Origin of the sequence: [Clostridium] scindens ATCC 35704 (assembly GCF_004295125.1) — a bacterium.
GTDB classification, from domain to species: domain Bacteria; phylum Bacillota; class Clostridia; order Lachnospirales; family Lachnospiraceae; genus Clostridium_AP; species Clostridium_AP scindens.
Window position 1 is genome coordinate 983,956 of record NZ_CP036170.1, and the last position, 14,840, is coordinate 998,795.

17 protein-coding genes are annotated in these 14,840 nt (G+C 45.6%); 3 read left to right on the forward strand and 14 right to left on the reverse strand.

Features of this window, described 5'->3' with window-relative positions; genetic code table 11:
* Nucleotides 1–139 precede the first annotated feature (139 nt).
* The 9 genes from rsmI to HDCHBGLK_RS05070 form a co-directional block, all read right to left on the reverse strand.
* Nucleotides 140–976, reverse strand: coding sequence for a 16S rRNA (cytidine(1402)-2'-O)-methyltransferase (rsmI, locus tag HDCHBGLK_RS05030; protein ID WP_004607650.1), 837 nt, complete (start codon nt 974–976; stop codon nt 140–142).
* 28 nt (nt 977–1,004) lie between these two features.
* Nucleotides 1,005–1,745, reverse strand: coding sequence for a tRNA1(Val) (adenine(37)-N6)-methyltransferase (locus HDCHBGLK_RS05035; protein WP_004607649.1), 741 nt, complete (start codon nt 1,743–1,745; stop codon nt 1,005–1,007).
* Nucleotides 1,735–2,646: a PSP1 domain-containing protein gene (locus HDCHBGLK_RS05040; protein ID WP_004607648.1), complete on the reverse strand. Its 912-nt coding sequence runs from the start codon at nt 2,644–2,646 to the stop codon at nt 1,735–1,737. The genes HDCHBGLK_RS05035 and HDCHBGLK_RS05040 overlap by 11 nt, the downstream gene beginning before the upstream one ends.
* A gap of 4 nt (nt 2,647–2,650) precedes the next feature.
* Nucleotides 2,651–3,640: a DNA polymerase III subunit delta' gene (gene holB / locus HDCHBGLK_RS05045; RefSeq protein ID WP_004607647.1), complete on the reverse strand. Its 990-nt coding sequence runs from the start codon at nt 3,638–3,640 to the stop codon at nt 2,651–2,653.
* Nucleotides 3,627–4,214 carry a nucleoside/nucleotide kinase family protein gene (locus HDCHBGLK_RS05050; protein WP_004607646.1) on the reverse strand — a complete coding sequence of 196 codons (588 nt, stop codon included), beginning with the start codon at nt 4,212–4,214 and terminating at the stop codon, nt 3,627–3,629. Before HDCHBGLK_RS05050 ends, holB begins: the two co-directional genes overlap by 14 nt.
* A complete protein-coding gene (locus tag HDCHBGLK_RS05055; protein WP_004607645.1) occupies nt 4,207–5,661 on the reverse strand; it encodes an aminotransferase class I/II-fold pyridoxal phosphate-dependent enzyme in 1,455 nt (484 codons plus the stop codon). Before HDCHBGLK_RS05055 ends, HDCHBGLK_RS05050 begins: the two co-directional genes overlap by 8 nt.
* Nucleotides 5,661–7,010 (reverse strand): glucose-6-phosphate isomerase, encoded by a 1,350-nt coding sequence (locus HDCHBGLK_RS05060; RefSeq protein ID WP_039909835.1) that lies wholly within the window; start codon nt 7,008–7,010, stop codon nt 5,661–5,663. The genes HDCHBGLK_RS05055 and HDCHBGLK_RS05060 overlap by 1 nt, the downstream gene beginning before the upstream one ends.
* 73 nt (nt 7,011–7,083) lie before the next feature.
* Nucleotides 7,084–8,028, reverse strand: a complete 945-nt coding sequence (locus HDCHBGLK_RS05065; RefSeq protein ID WP_004607643.1) for a hypothetical protein — start codon at nt 8,026–8,028, stop codon at nt 7,084–7,086.
* A 129-nt stretch (nt 8,029–8,157) separates the two neighbouring features.
* On the reverse strand, nt 8,158–8,850 hold the full coding sequence (locus HDCHBGLK_RS05070; RefSeq protein WP_004607642.1) for a 5'-methylthioadenosine/adenosylhomocysteine nucleosidase: 693 nt from the start codon (nt 8,848–8,850) through the stop codon (nt 8,158–8,160).
* Nucleotides 8,851–9,076: 226 nt separating this feature from the next.
* Here HDCHBGLK_RS05070 and HDCHBGLK_RS05075 point away from each other — a divergent pair, with 226 nt between their 5' ends.
* On the forward strand, nt 9,077–9,319 hold the full coding sequence (locus tag HDCHBGLK_RS05075; RefSeq protein ID WP_004607641.1) for a TIGR03905 family TSCPD domain-containing protein: 243 nt from the start codon (nt 9,077–9,079) through the stop codon (nt 9,317–9,319).
* A gap of 367 nt (nt 9,320–9,686) precedes the next feature.
* On the opposite strand, the gene HDCHBGLK_RS05080 is transcribed toward HDCHBGLK_RS05075, so the two are convergent.
* Together HDCHBGLK_RS05080 and HDCHBGLK_RS05085 are read right to left on the reverse strand one after the other, a co-directional pair.
* The gene (locus tag HDCHBGLK_RS05080; RefSeq protein ID WP_004607640.1) at nt 9,687–10,169 is read right to left on the reverse strand and encodes a hypothetical protein; all 483 of its coding nucleotides are present in this window, start codon (nt 10,167–10,169) and stop codon (nt 9,687–9,689) included.
* A 74-nt stretch (nt 10,170–10,243) separates the two neighbouring features.
* Entirely contained in the window at nt 10,244–11,104 is an 861-nt protein-coding gene (locus tag HDCHBGLK_RS05085) for a DUF4367 domain-containing protein (protein ID WP_130574560.1), read from the reverse strand.
* A gap of 177 nt (nt 11,105–11,281) precedes the next feature.
* Here HDCHBGLK_RS05085 and HDCHBGLK_RS05090 point away from each other — a divergent pair, with 177 nt between their 5' ends.
* Nucleotides 11,282–12,349, forward strand: coding sequence for an undecaprenyldiphospho-muramoylpentapeptide beta-N-acetylglucosaminyltransferase (locus tag HDCHBGLK_RS05090; RefSeq protein WP_004607638.1), 1,068 nt, complete (start codon nt 11,282–11,284; stop codon nt 12,347–12,349).
* 55 nt (nt 12,350–12,404) lie between these two features.
* Here the strand turns inward: HDCHBGLK_RS05090 and HDCHBGLK_RS05095 are convergent, their stop codons facing one another.
* Together HDCHBGLK_RS05095 and HDCHBGLK_RS05100 are read right to left on the reverse strand one after the other, a co-directional pair.
* A complete protein-coding gene (locus tag HDCHBGLK_RS05095; RefSeq protein ID WP_004607637.1) occupies nt 12,405–12,962 on the reverse strand; it encodes an RNA polymerase sigma factor in 558 nt (185 codons plus the stop codon).
* A 28-nt stretch (nt 12,963–12,990) separates the two neighbouring features.
* Nucleotides 12,991–13,398, reverse strand: coding sequence for an HIT family protein (locus tag HDCHBGLK_RS05100; protein ID WP_009248382.1), 408 nt, complete (start codon nt 13,396–13,398; stop codon nt 12,991–12,993).
* A gap of 87 nt (nt 13,399–13,485) precedes the next feature.
* Between HDCHBGLK_RS05100 and HDCHBGLK_RS05105 the strand changes: the two genes are divergently transcribed.
* Nucleotides 13,486–14,238, forward strand: a complete 753-nt coding sequence (locus HDCHBGLK_RS05105; protein WP_004607635.1) for a sensor histidine kinase — start codon at nt 13,486–13,488, stop codon at nt 14,236–14,238.
* Here the strand turns inward: HDCHBGLK_RS05105 and HDCHBGLK_RS05110 are convergent.
* Complete coding sequence (locus tag HDCHBGLK_RS05110) at nt 14,179–14,793, reverse strand: rhomboid family intramembrane serine protease (protein WP_004607634.1); 615 nt, start codon at nt 14,791–14,793, stop codon at nt 14,179–14,181. The genes HDCHBGLK_RS05105 and HDCHBGLK_RS05110 overlap by 60 nt on opposite strands.
* Nucleotides 14,794–14,840 lie beyond the last annotated feature (47 nt).

Consider the following 14,840-nt stretch of genomic DNA (forward strand, 5'->3'; position numbering starts at 1 on the left):
AATTCCTCCTAAAAATACTTTCGTATCTATGATATCGTTTCGTTCTGTTACAAAGTATATAAAAAAAGTCCAACTTGGGGTATGCCCAAATTGAACAATTTTTTTCTGGTTTTCTATACAAGTTGACCAAGGAAGAATTTTACAGCAGCGCCTGGTAGATATCGCGCTTGCTTACGCCCCGGTCCTTGGCTACTTGCTTCATGGCTTCCTTCTTACCCATGCCCCGCTCAAGATAATATTCCATATGCGCTTCAATGTCCATTTCTTCCCACTGGGCCTTTTCCTCTGCCCTGATCTCTTCGCGGCTCTTTCCCTCGATCACCATCACGCACTCGCCTTTCGGCTCCTGGCTCTCGTAATAGTCAAGCGCATCCTCGATCGTGGTGGCAAATACCGTCTCATGCTTTTTCGTCAATTCCCTGCATACGCTGAGCCTGCGGTTACCCAAAGCCTCGTAGAGAACCTTAAGCGTCCGGGTCAGCCGATGGGGCGCTTCATAGAGAATCATGGTCCGGGTCTCCCCTTTTAGTTCCTCCAGTATGGCCTGGCGCTCCTTCTTATCGGTCGGAAGAAAAGCCTCAAACGCAAATCTTCTGGTAGCCAGTCCGGATATGGTAAGCGCCGTGATACAGGCTACTGCTCCCGGAAGGGCAGTTACGGTTATTCCCGCCTCCTGGCACATGCGCACTAATTCTTCTCCCGGATCCGAGATGCCCGGCGTCCCCGCATCCGTAATCAGGGCTATATCTTCTCCACTTTGAAGCCGTTCTGCCAGCCTGTGCCCTTTTTCTATCTTGTTGTACTCATGATAACTGGTCATAGGGGTCTTAATCTCGAAATGATTCAGCAGCTTGATGCTGTTTCGCGTATCCTCGGCCGCGATCAAATCCACCTCTTTTAGGACACGGATGCATCTAAGCGTCATATCTTCCAGATTGCCTATCGGCGTTGCGCATAAGTATAATGTTCCTGACATGTCTTCTCCTTTTAGCCCCTTTTAAAGGCTAGTCCATCCCATATATTTTCATCATTTCTTCCGTATATTTTCCATCCTGCTCATACGAGATGAGAGGCGGCTCTACCTTCATTCTGGGATTGCCTCCCCGCAGACCTTCAAGCAGCACCATATTGGGCTCTTTATCCACGAATGGATACACCAGCCGCATACGCTTCGGCTCAATTCCTGCGGCTGTCATCTTAGAAAGTATCTCCGGCAGCCTGAATGGCCGGTGGATCATATAGAATCTTCCCTTCGGCTTCAGAAGCCTGGCGCTCTCCCTTAAAATATCATCCAGCGTACATAGGACCTCATGGCGGGCAATATACAAGGCTTCATTTTCATTCTTCAGCCCGTGATCTCCGATCATATAGGGGGGATTTGTCGTAATTACATGAAAAGAGGCCGCCCCAAATATGGCGGATGCCTCTTTGATATCTCCTGTGATAATGTCCACCTTGTCCTGCAGATGATTATGTCTAACGCTTCTGCGGGCCATATCGGCGCTTTCTTCCTGAATCTCAAGGCCGGTATAATGCGCCCCTTCATTCTTCGCTTCCAGCAGAATCGGAAGTATTCCAGTTCCGCTGCCCAGATCCAGCGCCGTCTCGTTCTTCTTCACCGTGGCAAAAGAAGACAGAAGTATGGCGTCCATGCCAAAGCAGAAGCGTCCCGGGCTCTGTATAATCTCATATCCTTTAATCATCAGATCATCCAGGCGCTCGTTAGGCTTTAAACTATTCATCATCCAGTTTTGACGCTCCATTCTTCTCTTCCAGCGCCTTTAGCTGTGCCAATTCTTCTTTGGATAATTTCACATCCTTCTTCTTGCGCTTTGGCTTGAATCTAAGTTCGCTGGCTTTATACTCACGGATCTCTTTTTCATCATTATCCAGGGTTACGATAACCTTCACCTGCTGCCGCAGCACATTAACAGACTGCACATCGCCTCTCAGGCCTTCCGGCGTAGTTACATGATCTCCATTGGAAGGAAGTCGGCTGTTCAATTCTTCATAAGTCTCTTCCTCATTGGTCAGGCAGCACATCAGCCTGCCGCATACCCCTGATATCTTAGAAGGGTTCAGGGATAGATTCTGCTCTTTCGCCATCTTGATGGATACCGGCGCGAATTCAGACAGATACGTATTGCAGCAAAGCGGACGGCCGCAGATCCCGATTCCTCCCCGGATCTTCGTCTCATCTCTTACTCCGATCTGTCTCAGTTCTATCCTGGTCCTGAACACGCTCGCCAAGTCTTTCACCAGTTCCCTGAAGTCAATCCTCCCGTCTGCGGTAAAGTAGAAAAGCACCTTATTGTTGTCAAATGTATACTCCGCGTCGATCAGCTTCATCTCAAGGCCATGCTTGCGGATCTTCTCAAGGCAGATGCCAAATGCTTCCTTTTCCTTTTCCCTGTTCTTTTCTTCCTTGCGGATGTCATCCTGGGTCGCAATACGGATGACCGGCTTCAGCGGCTGGGTGATCTTGTCATCCTCTACATCCTTCTGGCCGGTGACTACCGTGCCAAACTCAACGCCTCTGGCCGTCTCGACGATCACCTTATCCCCTGTATGAATATTATATTTCCCCGGCGCGAAGAAGTATATCTTCCCTGCCGGGCGGAACCTTACTCCAATTACTCTTGTCATATTGTTAATTCTCCTTTATTGTCAGGAACAACAGTTCCATTACCAGATCAAAGTTTACATTGGCCTTTAATCTGGCTTTGGCTTTTTCCAGGCTTTCTATGATAAGCTCGATTCCTTCATAGGAACTTCTCTTAGCCCGTTCTTTGATATATTTTATCTGGTCTTTGAATACGACCTTATCCATATCCTTGGTTGCTTTATATAATAAGACATCCCGATACCATATCATGATAATATCCAGATAGTCATTGATTTCCAGCTTATATGCCGTGATCCGGCTTACCGCCTGCACGATCTCGCTTAACTCCATCTCATTGATGTACTTCAGCAGCTGCACCGCCTCATCACGGATCTCATTAAAATGTTCGGAATTCGCCAGCATAATGGCACGTCCCATATTTCCCTGGGCAAATGCAGTGCACATATCCGCCTTATAATCCGGAACCTGCATGGTCTCCATCAGATACTTCTTAATCAGGGTATCCTTAATATTACGCAGTTTCAGCATTACGCACCTGGAATTAATCGTCGGCAGCAGCGTATCCGCATTCTCTGTAAGAAGCATGATTACCGCATATTCCGGCGGCTCCTCGATCGTTTTAAGCAAGGCGTTCTGCGCCTGGGTCGTCATCATATCTGCCTGGGGAATAATGTATACCTTATATGGTCCCTGGTAGGGCTTTATCATAATCGTATTATTCACCTGTTCCCGGATGTCGTCCACACTAATAGAATTCGGCTTCTCGTGTGTAACCTTTATAATATCCGGATGGTTGCCGCTTTCTGCCTGTCTGCAGGAATGGCATTCATTGCACGGATCCGGCCCGCCTTTCTCGCACAGCAATGTGGCGGCAAACAGATTCGCCAGCATCTTCTTGCCGGCTCCCCGCTCTCCATTCAATATATAAGCGTGGGACACCTTGTCCTCTCTTACCGCATTCCTGATATAATTAATAATGTCTTTGTGGCCAACCACATCTTTAAACGTTCCCATGTCGTATTTCCCCTATAATTTCTTCTAAGCATCGTGTTCTATTATCATTCACAAATCTTTTCTGTATCCCAAGGCTTTTCAGATTCTCTTCTGCGAAATCCTTCGTGTCTGCAAGAAATCTTCTGCATAATTCCGCGTATTTGGGCGTCTCCTGCTCCCGCTCCCGCGCCAGAGCCCTGGCAAGCCGCTCGCCGTCTTCTACCTCGATATAGATCGGCGCCAGTTTATCAGGCCCATAAAACTTCTGCATCCGTTCATAAGACTGAAGGGTTCCGATTACCAGATAGTCCGATGTATCAAGGTTGATCTGGCCATCATCAACGGTGGCATACTTCCAAATGCCGTGCACCGTATCATAGGCGCGTTGCTCTATCACCTTCCCTTGATTCTCATATGCATTTAATGTATCCTCTGAAACGAAAAAGTATTCTACGCCGTCCCGCTCTCCTTCCCGGATTGGCCGGGTAGTATACAGCGTAATCGTCTGAAGCCAGGGCAATGCCTTCTTGACTTCCTTAAACAGCGTATCCTTCCCGGAAGAACTCTTTCCCATCATATAATAAATCTTACCCATGCATCCAAACCTCAATATACTGGTCTTCTTTCAATCCTTCGATAGCGAATCTTAGATTATGATACCATTGTAACATATCTACCGCCTCTTGTGATACCCTTTCTCCCGGTACGATCAAAGGACTTCCAGGAGGATAGAGATATGCATACTCCGTGGATATATACCCTACACTATCCCTCCACGGCAAACGCCGGACCTTGCTTCCAGGTACTGCGCTGATTGCAGCCTCATCCAGCATATTCTCCATCACAGAACTGTTATATACCACTTCCGGCCTGGGCAGGCTCGCCCCTATAATCGTGGGCGTTTCTTCCAGACAATTCCCCGACCGCATCCGTTCGTCCGCCTGGGCGTCAATCTCTTTCAGCGCCCTTGCCAGACGCTCCATGCCATCCTCCGTGTCTCCTATGGATGTCATTGCCAGAATATAAGTCCCGGCTACCATCTCCATCTGTAGATGGTATTCATTCAGCAGTATCCTGTAGAGCCTTTTACTACTCATGTCAGCATGCCGGACGGATATGACGATCTTGGACCTGTCAAAATTCTCCGTCTCCACCAGTTCCAGGCGTTTCAGCTGTCTAAGCCTCCCCCGCATCTTCTCCAGCATCTTGACATAAGGATCGAATAGTTCTTTTCTTCTGTTTTCCAGCATATCGATGCAGGAGTCTATGCTGGACATCAACACATAAGACGGGCTGCTGGACTGGAGCATCCGCAGATATTCCCGGACTCCCTTGCGGCTTGCAAGGCTTCCATTGATATGCAGAAGCGCAGTCTGCGTCAGCGCCGGCAATGTCTTGTGAAGGCTGTGGATCACGATATCCGCCCCCCTCGTATTAGCGTTCTGAGGAAAATATGGATGAAAGCCAAAATGCGCTCCATGGGCTTCATCCACAATCAGTGGTATGCCTTTTTCATGGACCGCTTCTGCTATGGCTTCCACATCCGATACCACGCCGTCATAAGTGGGCGACACGATGACCACTGCCCGGATGGAAGGATACTTATCAAGGGCCTCCCTCACATCGTCTACGGAAACCTCTGTATTCAACTGCGCGCAATGATTGAATTCAGGATACAGATACACTGGATTCAATTCATTCATGTATATGGCATGATACACAGACTTGTGGCAATTTCTTGCCACAAGTATGGTATCTCCTTTTTTTGTTACGCCGGCAATGGCGCTTAAAATTCCTACGGTACTTCCATTGATTAGAAAATGAGTCTCATCCGCATGGTATATCCTGGCTGCCCGGATCTGAGCCTCCTTCAGGATCCCCTCCGCATGATGAAGGTCGTCAAATCCCTCAATCTCCGTAATATCAATCTTATAGGGAACCGTGGACTTGAGCATGTCCAGATTCCGCTTATGGCCCGGCATATGGAACCCATAATAGTCTGAGTCGCTATAGTCTTTTAACTTATCATATATCGTGCTCATTATAATCTCTTTAATAATTCTTCTCTTTCCTTTTCAAAGCCAGGCTTTCCAAGCAGCGCGAACATGTTCTTCTTATAACTCTCCACGCCTGGCTGGTTAAATGGATTCACGCCGGATATATATCCGCTTACGCCAATGGCAAATTCAAAGAAGTAGAACAACTGCCCCAAAGAGAACTCATCCTGCCTTGGAACATTAACAATCAGGTTCGGAACATTTCCATCCGTATGGGCAAGAATCGTGCCATTCATGGCGCTTTTGTTGACAAAATCAACCGTCTGCCCCGCCAGATAGTTCAGTCCGTCAAGGTCGACCGGCTCTTCCTGGATTCTAATCTCCTCGGCAGATTCCTCCACATTCAGGACCGTCTCAAACATGATACGGCTTCCGTCCTGGATGAACTGACCCATGGAATGAAGGTCTGTGGTAAGGTCAACAGACGCCGGATAGATTCCCTTCTGGTCTTTGCCTTCGCTCTCCCCGCAGAGCTGCTTCCACCACTCGGATACATAGTGAAGGCTTGGCTCGTAGTTTGCAAGAATCTCGATGGATTTCCCTTTTCTGTGGAGAATATTGCGGATCGCCGCGTACAAAACTGCATCGTTGCTCTCATAAGGATCGCCAATCGCCCTCTCTCTTGCAGACGCTGCGCCTTCCATTAGTTTCTCTATATCCGCGCCGCTGACTGCGATCGGAAGAAGTCCCACCGCCGTCAATACAGAGAAGCGGCCTCCTACGTCATCCGGAACTACGAAGGTCTCATATCCTTCTTCTGCAGCCAGGTTCTTAAGCGCTCCCCTTGCCTTGTCGGTGGTAGCGTAGATCCTCTTTGCCGCTTCCTCCTTGCCGTACTTCCTCTCCAGCATCTCTTTAAAAATACGGAAGGCAATGGCTGGCTCCGTGGTTGTACCTGACTTTGAGATAATATTTACGGAAAAGTCCCTGTCTCCTACCACATCCATCAGATGCTTGAGGTATGTACTGCTGATGCTGTTGCCTACATAATAGATCTCCGGAGTCTTACGAATTTCCTTAGATACCATATTATAAAAGTTGTGGCGCAAGAACTCGATTGCTGCTCTTGCTCCAAGGTAAGAGCCACCAATGCCAATTACAAGGAGCACTTCTGAATCCCCCTGAATCTTTGCCGCTGCTTTCTGAATACGCGCGAATTCTTCCATTTCATAATCCACCGGAAGGTCGATCCAGCCAAGGAAATCATTCCCCGCCCCTTCCCTGCCAAGAAGTTCTGCCTTCGCCTGTTCAGCGATCTTCTTCATAGATTCAATCTCATGCTCTGAAATAAATGTCTTTGCTTTAGAATAGTCAAATGTTACTTTACTGTTCATAGTGACCCCTTCCTTCCATCTTTCCATCTTATAAGTATGTACTATTTTATTTTATCAAATCGGCCACTTTTAATCAAGCCATAAACTCCTCCAGAATCTGCCGTATCAGCACGTCTTTTGCTACTTCTTCCTTCTCTTTTTCCCTTCTTGCCTTCCGGTCTGCCGATGCAGCCTGAATCTGCGGAGCCACATCCGGCACCTCATATGGTTCCGGCATGGTCGGACTGGTAATCTCAGGAGGCGCCGTAGGCGACGGCACTTCTTTTCTCGGCATTGGCCTCTCCGGCTCTCCCCTATCGTTCTTATCTGTTCTGGAGGATTTCTTCTGATCCTCTTCTTCCCTGGCTGCCTTCACTACCTTTGCCGCCTTCTGGCGCGGGGTCTCCGGCTCATTCTCTATCGTAAATATGTCCTCGCCATCCCCTTCCTCCCAATCCGGCACTACTCCAAATTCGGATACCGGTGTCTCCGGAGCCATTACCTTGATCTCTTTCTGGTACGCCTTTTCATAACGGTGCAGGCATACATTTTCCAGATAGTCAACCATATAGTTCTGCACTGCCTCCATGCGGTATTCCTCGTCCGTGGTCAGATGGACCAGATAGATCAGAATGGCAAGCCCGGCGCCAGCAGCCCCTGTCTTAATCACCATGTCGCCCATTCCATTTACCGCGTACTCAAGAAGCGCCCCCGCCGCTCCCAGTATCAGGCACAGTCCGGCCGTGGCCTTCTCCATCCGCCTCCAGCTGTGCAGCTTCATTCCTACAACCTTGTACTCATACAAGTACTTGTCTACAAACACCCTGACGTTCTCCACCGTATCGCTGATCATGCAGGCATGTTCGAATTTGGCGCGCACCAGGCGCATAAGCGGGTGGGTACTTTTATTCATATTCCCGGCTGCGCGCACTAGCTGTTTCAAAGTTACATTTGCAATCAGTTTACTCACAATCCCTATGACCGTCAGGATTCCCATTAGCACGAATATCACGTGCTTGTCCAGTATAATTTCTAACATAAAAAAGCCCTCCTTTTGCTTAGAATTATACTTGAAATTCCAAAGGAGGGTATAAAAACCGTTCTACAGATTCTGACCCCTGATGTGGAGGAATCTGTCAGATTCTTAAGAATCTTCGTCCGGCCGTAATTATATCATTGTCAGCAATTCCTTCATAAGCCTTACGCTGTGGGCGATCGCCTGCCTTTCAAAGGTAGGGTAATCCATGGTCGCGCTGTTGTCGGCTTTGTCCGAAATGGCACGGATTATGACATACGAAACTTTGTTCAGGTACGCTGCCTGTGCAATCCCGGCTCCTTCCATCTCCACGCACAGTGGATGGAAGTTCTCCACGATCTTTTCTTTTGCCTCCCTGGATGAGATGAACTGGTCGCCGCTTGCCACCTTTCCGGTAAATGTGCGGATGTCCGGGTTCGCCTTCTCATTAGCCTTGGCTGCCTTGCGCACAAGTTCTTCATCTGCTGGAAACGCCAGCGTATCCATCCTCGGTATCTGCCCGATGGCATCCCCGAATATAGTAGCGTCCATATCATGGTGAAGGGCATCCGTGGAGATAACCATATCGCCAATATCAATTCTCGCATCCAGAGATCCTGCGATTCCGGTATTGATCAGCATATCTGCCTGGAACCTGTCCACAAGTATCTGGGCACAGATGCCAGCATTGACTTTGCCGATTCCGCTTCTAACTACCACCACGTCCTTGCCGCACAGTTTCCCCTTGCAGAAAACCATAGATGCCTGCTCTACCGTCTCCTGAATATCCATATCTTCCTTCAATGCCGCAACTTCTTCTTCCATTGCTCCGATAATTCCTATCATATCAACCTCTCCTCCTTATATCACGATTACTCCATGTAGGTAGTTTATCACAACTAAATCACGATGCCAACTTATATAACATTTAGTATCTGTGATTTAAAATATTACATTTTTCTGAAATATCATAAAAGATATAGAAATCCTATGATTTCTTTGCTATAATCCGTATTGAATATTTGTTATATTAATAATCTATAATGAAGAGCAAACAAGGGAGGCAATATTTATGGAATACAGACCACATGGTGTCTGTTCTCAACTAATTCGTGTAGAGTTGGACGGAGATATCGTTAAAAACGTAGAATTTGTAGGAGGCTGCAACGGCAACACCAAAGGTATCTGCAGCCTGATCAGAGGAATGAACGTACACGATGTTATTTCCCGGCTGGAGGGCATCACATGCGGCTATAAGTCTACATCCTGCCCGGATCAGCTGGCATATGCATTAAAGAAAGCAATCGGCCAATAGACATCGCTGCCAGGAAATCTGCGACTACCAATTTCCTGTAGAAAAAGGATACGAGGCCTAGCATATAACCTCGCATCCTTTTCTGTCCTTTTTGTCTTATACGTTTTTCTCTTGATTCCGGAGAGATTGTGGGAAGCACCGTCTACGACGACTTTAACCCGTCTCGTGGGTCTACGGTTTCTCAATGTAAGGTCGAAATTATTGTTAATAGTTTCTCCTGTTGCACCGCGGACGGCGCTTCCCGCAATCTCCCCGGATATAGCATATTGGCATTTTTGTTTTCTAAATTTGTTTTTCCGATTGCAAAATGTTTTTCTTTTTTTCTTTTTGTTTTCTTCTTTTTCTTTTATACTTTGGTTTTCACATTTTATGGCTCTTCCACATAGATGCCATTCGTAAAGGAACTGCTTACGTCACTGTTTGCCGCATGTGTACTTCTTGCTCTATAATAGTAGCCTCCCTCAACATCTAAACTTCTATTAGAGCCTACTCGATCTGTGTTGAGGCTTTCTTTGTGCCAACCATCATATATTTCCCATGTAGTATCGCCTTCTTGTGCCCTTTCTATCGTTACTGCTACTTGCACGCTTTGCACGGTATGCGCCGCAATAGTTGTACCACCAGCATACAATTTTCCAGGCCCCATCACTACACACTTTGAATATCCGGTAAGCAAATCTTCGCCTCGAGTAATTTTAGTATCATAACCAATAGACTCATTATCATGCGTCAAATAAGAACCATCTATAATAGGCCTATTTTCCGCAGCATACAAACTTCTTGTTGATGTAAAAAACATTCCAATAACTAACACGATCAAACATCCTGTAGATGCCCATTTGTTCTTCATCTTTCACCTCCATCCTCACAATTTTCCTTTACCCTCATATATACAAACACATAACTCGACAAATACTGACGCATTTATTTTGAAAAAAACAAATTATTTACAATTAAATTAAAATCCTCCTTGGGCATAGTCCCGATTAAGAAGTATTCTAACCCTTTATATTCAAAGCGAGCTGAATATCGCTCTTTATTCGTTTTCGGCGTTCTATACTCTTTAATTGTAATCTCACAATCATTAACCTTTTCTATATACTGCTTCCGAAACTCATCTTCTACGTCTACTCCCCAAGATGTATTGCTAAATGATGCATTAACAAAATAAACAACTTTTGATCCATTATAATTATAAATAAACTCAGCCGTTAGGAGTTCCTCATCCATTTCCATTCTATCAAACTTCATTTGAGCCGGTCCTAAAACAATCTTAACTGGCATAGTACCAAATTCATCATCGACTTTCTGATATGCTTTTTCCTCGCTTTCTTCTAAAATTGTCAAATTATCTTCGCTAGAATCTACTTGCTCAACTTCTCTATCTCCGACTATCCTTTTCATCATAGATACAATTCTCTTAGGTACGCCTATACTAGTCACACTAATGGCCATCACCAACACAAGTGATGCCGCCAATGTAAGATACAGTTTACGCCGTTTCTTTTTACGCGTAACTTCGATTTCAACTTCTTTATTTTTTTCTTCCTCTAGTACCTTGCGCCCTACTTCTAATGCAAGCCTGTCTTCCTCTGATAGCTTAGAGTATAGTTCTTCTCTTTCCTTCTCCTTGATCTGCTCTTCCAGTTTTGCTCTGAGTGATTCTTTGAACCCTTCCGGCATCTGGATGCTGTCATCCTTCAGGATTTCTTCTTCCTCTTCCTTCGCTAGCTGCTCAAAGTCTTCGGTTATCATGTATTCAAACTGGTCCTTTTTTCCCTTCATTACTTACCCCTATATTTCTATTTATCCTTGATTAGAGAACTTCTATATACAAAACTGTCAGCCCCTGCCCTAAATCTGCTGTTTCTCTTGACCAATTCCGTTGTAAACGTATAATATAATTATAACAAGTGTCCTTATGGCATATTTTCAACCTACAAACAAAATCGGGAGGTCATTATGAAACGTATCATCTTAACAGGCGGCGGCACCGCTGGCCATGTTACGCCTAACATTGCCCTTTTGCCACGGCTCAAAGAATTACAATATGATATCCATTATATAGGTTCCTATAATGGTATCGAAAAAGAACTGATCCAGCAATTCGGGATTCCTTATCACGGGATATCCTCCGGAAAATTGCGGCGCTACTTCAGCGTACAGAATTTTACAGATCCTTTCCGTGTTATCAAAGGACTTGGAGAAGCACGCAAGTTAGTCAAGATACTAAAGCCAGACGTAATCTTCTCCAAAGGCGGCTTTGTCTCTGTTCCGGTGGTATTGGCCGGAAAGAGCCATCACGTCCCAACGATTATCCATGAGTCAGACATGACCCCTGGTCTTGCCAATAAGATATCCTTATCTTCGGCAACCAAGGTCTGCTGCAATTTTCCCGAGACTTTAGAGCATCTTCCAGAAGGAAAAGCCGTGCTTACAGGCTCCCCTATCCGTCAGGAACTGTTGTCCGGTGACAAGTATAAGGCAAAGGAATTCCTGGGATTTACCACTGACAAGCCTGTTATCATGGTTGTTGGCGGAAGCCTTGGCTCTGTCGCCGTTAACGATGCAGTGCGAGGCATCCTTCCCGAACTTCTGAAAGACTTCCAAGTCGTACATCTATGCGGCAAGGGAAAGGTTGACGAATCGTTGAAAGGCTTGGAGGGATATGCTCAATTCGAATATGTCAAAGAAGAATTAAAAGACCTTTTTGCATTGACAGATATAGTAATATCCAGAGCTGGCGCCAATGCTATCTGCGAATTGCTGGCTCTCCATAAGCCAAATCTTCTGATTCCTCTTTCCGCCAATGCAAGCCGTGGGGATCAGATACTCAATGCCCGTTCCTTCGAGCGTCAGGGATACAGCATTGTGCTGGAGGAAGAAGAACTTAATAAAGATGTCCTTCTTCAGTCCATCCTGCGTTTATATGAGAACCGGGATTCTTACATAAGCGCTATGAAGAACTCCCCACAGCAGAATTCTATTGATACTATTATAGATTTAATAGAAGCCGTATCCAAAAAATAATCCGTGCTTCAGCACAATGGCAATATATAAAACAGGTGTCGCTCAGGCACCTGTTTTATGCTTTGTTCAAGCGGTCAAACTGTTCCTCGAAATGCTTCCGAATCCATTTCTTTGCTCTATACAACATACTATGAAGCGTCTCCAGTTTCACACCCATGATCTCTGCAACTTCCTTTTGCGGCTTTTCCAGAACATATGTAATTGTGACTGCTTCATACCAACTGGGATTCAGATCATACAAGGCCGAAAATATATCTTTTACAAGTTCCCTACTTGCCCGTTCTTTTAATTTTCTGATAAATACGTCCTCTGTACTGTGATCAAAATCGGAGGGTGCCTTTTCATGCTTTTCATACAGCAGGTCATCAATCAAAACTTCACGTTTCCGATCTCTAATCACATTCAGCGCCATATACTTAGTTGTCAAAACTAGCCACGGACGCACTGCATCAAGATTTACATGATCCATATTCATATACAATTTAATGAAAACACTTTGTGCAATCTCTTCCGCTGTGTGATGATTTCCACAATATTTTGCTGCTACCTTATACACAAGCTCGACATTGTCCTCATAGATTACATCAAAGGCCACTTTTCCTATCGACTCCACACTCACTTGTTTATCCTTCGCTTCCTTATTATTTTAACTTTGATAAGATATCATTTTTATCTTCTTCTGTCAATTCGCCCATCTTCCATCCCAGGCCCACGCCGTCGCCAGTATGTCTTGGAATCATATGCATATGGAAGTGGAATACGGTCTGCCCTGCCGACTCGCCATTGTTCTGGACGATATTATAACCATCACAGTCCAGGATGCCTGTAAGCTTCGTAATCATCTTCTTGGCAAGCACAAGCGCTTTTCCAGCCAACTCATCATCCAATTCATACAGATTAGCATAATGCTCCTTTGGAATTATCAAAGCGTGACCTTTTGATGCCGGACTTGCATCCAGTATTACCCTGAAATCCTCATCTTCATATAATGTAGCTGTAGGTATTTCACCATTGGCAAGTTTACAGAATATGCAGTTTTCGTCCTTCATTTTTATCATCCCTCTCTCTTTAAAATAGTGATTGATTATTTTACCCGCCAATGCTAAACTGTTAATTCAGAAAGGGCGGTAATAACTATGTTTACAACGACAGACTACGACAAATTGCAACAAATCATGGCAGAAAGTCCACAGAAAAAAGAACTTCTCACTCGACTCCTGGAGTCCCATCGCGTGGACATCAGCACCATCAGCCACGAAATCCGTAACCCATTGACGCTGGTATACAGCACATTGCAATTAATTGAATCCCAGCATCCGGAAGTATTAACCTTTCATCATTGGGAAGGAATGCGGCAGGATATTGAATATATGAAGCAGTTATTAGAGCAACTCTCCTCATATAATAACGGCGAGCGCTTGGAATGCGCTGCAACAGATGCACGAACTTTTTTGAGAAAGATCGCGCTTTCCTTCGCTTCCACCCTTGTGGATTCACAGATTGAATTTACTTCAAGGATTCCTGCCACGCTTCCATCCATAAGCATTGATCCTATGAAAATGAAGCAAGTACTTCTAAACTTGCTTAAGAATGCCAAGGACGCGGTTCTTTCATGCCCGGATAGGGATAATGCGGCCATCTCTTTGACGGCTGCCTTCCAGAACCAGCAGGTCGTAATTACTATATCTGACACCGGCTGCGGCATCGCGCCAGAAGACTTGTCCACAATATTCGAGCCATTCATGACCCATAAGCAAAATGGCACCGGCTTAGGCCTTGCCATAGCCAAGCGTATCGCTTCGGCCCATCATGGTTCTCTTACGGTGGAATCAGTATTGGATAAAGGGACTGTCTTCACGCTTACGCTTCCAGTACAGCAGGATGCATAGAAGGAATCCCGTCGTCAATCCGCCGATATGTGCCATATTGTCAACTCCTCCGCTGGAGTATCCATAATAAAGCGTAATAAAAATCATAAAGACAATGCCTCTGCCTGATATATCGCCGATCCGACCTCTGTTGCGGATTGCTACATATAATAAAGCCCCGATAATTCCAAAAATTGCTCCCGAGGCTCCGGCAGCTATGGCATAGTCTGCCAAGCGGATGTCCCACCATGAGGACAGGATATTTCCACCCAGACCGCTTAGAATATATATAACCAAAAACCTGATGCTGCCAATCTCGACTTCCAGGTTCCAGCCGATCAATACCAGCGTAATCATATTGTTAAAAAGATGCTCGAAGCCAAAATGAAGAAACATGCTGGTAAACATCCGGTAGTATTCTCCCTGTTCGGTAATAAAGGGTACGTACATTGCCCCATGTTCCAGCATAAAAAGCCCGTCTTCCGTCGCGCCTTGAAAGGACAGCAAAAAGAACACTGCCACATTGGCAGCCAGTAATAAAATTGTACATGGAGCCTTCATCTTCTTGCTATTCATATATCACTTAACCGCTTTCTGACATCTCTTCTGATTTTATTCTCTAT

Excerpts from the sequence above, each read along its gene's own strand:
- HDCHBGLK_RS05080 (WP_004607640.1), bottom strand. The coding sequence starts at position 10,169 with ATGAAGAACAAATGGGCATCTACAGGATGTTTGATCGTGTTAGTTATT.
- holB (WP_004607647.1), bottom strand. The coding sequence starts at position 3,640 with ATGGGAACGTTTAAAGATGTGGTTGGCCACAAAGACATTATTAATTAT.
- HDCHBGLK_RS05075 (WP_004607641.1), top strand. The coding sequence starts at position 9,077 with ATGGAATACAGACCACATGGTGTCTGTTCTCAACTAATTCGTGTAGAG.
- HDCHBGLK_RS05060 (WP_039909835.1), bottom strand. The coding sequence starts at position 7,010 with ATGAACAGTAAAGTAACATTTGACTATTCTAAAGCAAAGACATTTATT.
- HDCHBGLK_RS05065 (WP_004607643.1), bottom strand. The coding sequence starts at position 8,028 with ATGTTAGAAATTATACTGGACAAGCACGTGATATTCGTGCTAATGGGA.
- HDCHBGLK_RS05055 (WP_004607645.1), bottom strand. The coding sequence starts at position 5,661 with ATGAGCACGATATATGATAAGTTAAAAGACTATAGCGACTCAGACTAT.
- rsmI (WP_004607650.1), bottom strand. The coding sequence starts at position 976 with ATGTCAGGAACATTATACTTATGCGCAACGCCGATAGGCAATCTGGAA.
- HDCHBGLK_RS05105 (WP_004607635.1), top strand. The coding sequence starts at position 13,486 with ATGTTTACAACGACAGACTACGACAAATTGCAACAAATCATGGCAGAA.
- HDCHBGLK_RS05050 (WP_004607646.1), bottom strand. The coding sequence starts at position 4,214 with ATGGGTAAGATTTATTATATGATGGGAAAGAGTTCTTCCGGGAAGGAT.
- HDCHBGLK_RS05110 (WP_004607634.1), bottom strand. The coding sequence starts at position 14,793 with ATGAATAGCAAGAAGATGAAGGCTCCATGTACAATTTTATTACTGGCT.
- HDCHBGLK_RS05090 (WP_004607638.1), top strand. The coding sequence starts at position 11,282 with ATGAAACGTATCATCTTAACAGGCGGCGGCACCGCTGGCCATGTTACG.
- HDCHBGLK_RS05100 (WP_009248382.1), bottom strand. The coding sequence starts at position 13,398 with ATGAAGGACGAAAACTGCATATTCTGTAAACTTGCCAATGGTGAAATA.
- HDCHBGLK_RS05040 (WP_004607648.1), bottom strand. The coding sequence starts at position 2,646 with ATGACAAGAGTAATTGGAGTAAGGTTCCGCCCGGCAGGGAAGATATAC.
- HDCHBGLK_RS05070 (WP_004607642.1), bottom strand. The coding sequence starts at position 8,850 with ATGATAGGAATTATCGGAGCAATGGAAGAAGAAGTTGCGGCATTGAAG.
- HDCHBGLK_RS05035 (WP_004607649.1), bottom strand. The coding sequence starts at position 1,745 with ATGATGAATAGTTTAAAGCCTAACGAGCGCCTGGATGATCTGATGATT.
- HDCHBGLK_RS05085 (WP_130574560.1), bottom strand. The coding sequence starts at position 11,104 with ATGAAGGGAAAAAAGGACCAGTTTGAATACATGATAACCGAAGACTTT.